Consider the following 473-nt stretch of genomic DNA (forward strand, 5'->3'; position numbering starts at 1 on the left):
AATCTACTATATAAAAAACAACCCTGTTATACCGGTTGGCGCGGACTTCAGTAATTATCCTATTTCTTTTTTCAATTTCCGCACCAATAAATGGGAAGGAATTTATTTTGAGGCGCTGAAAGAAATCGAAAAACTTACAGGGCTTAAATTCCAACCTGCCAACGACCAAAATACGCCGGTACTGGACATGATAAAAAATGTTGAAAACGGTAAAACGCTGATCATACCGGAACTGTTTCAAATAAAGGAATATGAGGGGCGTTTTTTATGGTCGGATGTTCCGATTGTAAGCGATAACTTCGCGTTTGTATCAAAAGCGGATTTTCGTAATATTGACATTAACGATATTTTTCATTTGCATGTGGGCTTGCGCAAGGAAACAATATATTCAGGAATATATTAATAAAATATTTCCCGCCCACCTTAATTATACCGAATATGACACTCAGGAAAAAACATGGGACGCTTTAGCT

The 473-nt window shown here is 37.0% G+C and carries 1 protein-coding gene; it reads left to right on the top strand.

What is annotated here, in order from left to right; genetic code table 11:
* Positions 1 to 403: type 2 periplasmic-binding domain-containing protein (locus ACYVRH_RS14550; RefSeq protein WP_461257579.1), on the top strand; the 403-nt coding region annotated here is incomplete at its 5' end.
* Positions 404 to 473: the final 70 nt, after the last annotated feature.

This window comes from Treponema sp. R80B11-R83G3, from assembly GCF_054786115.1.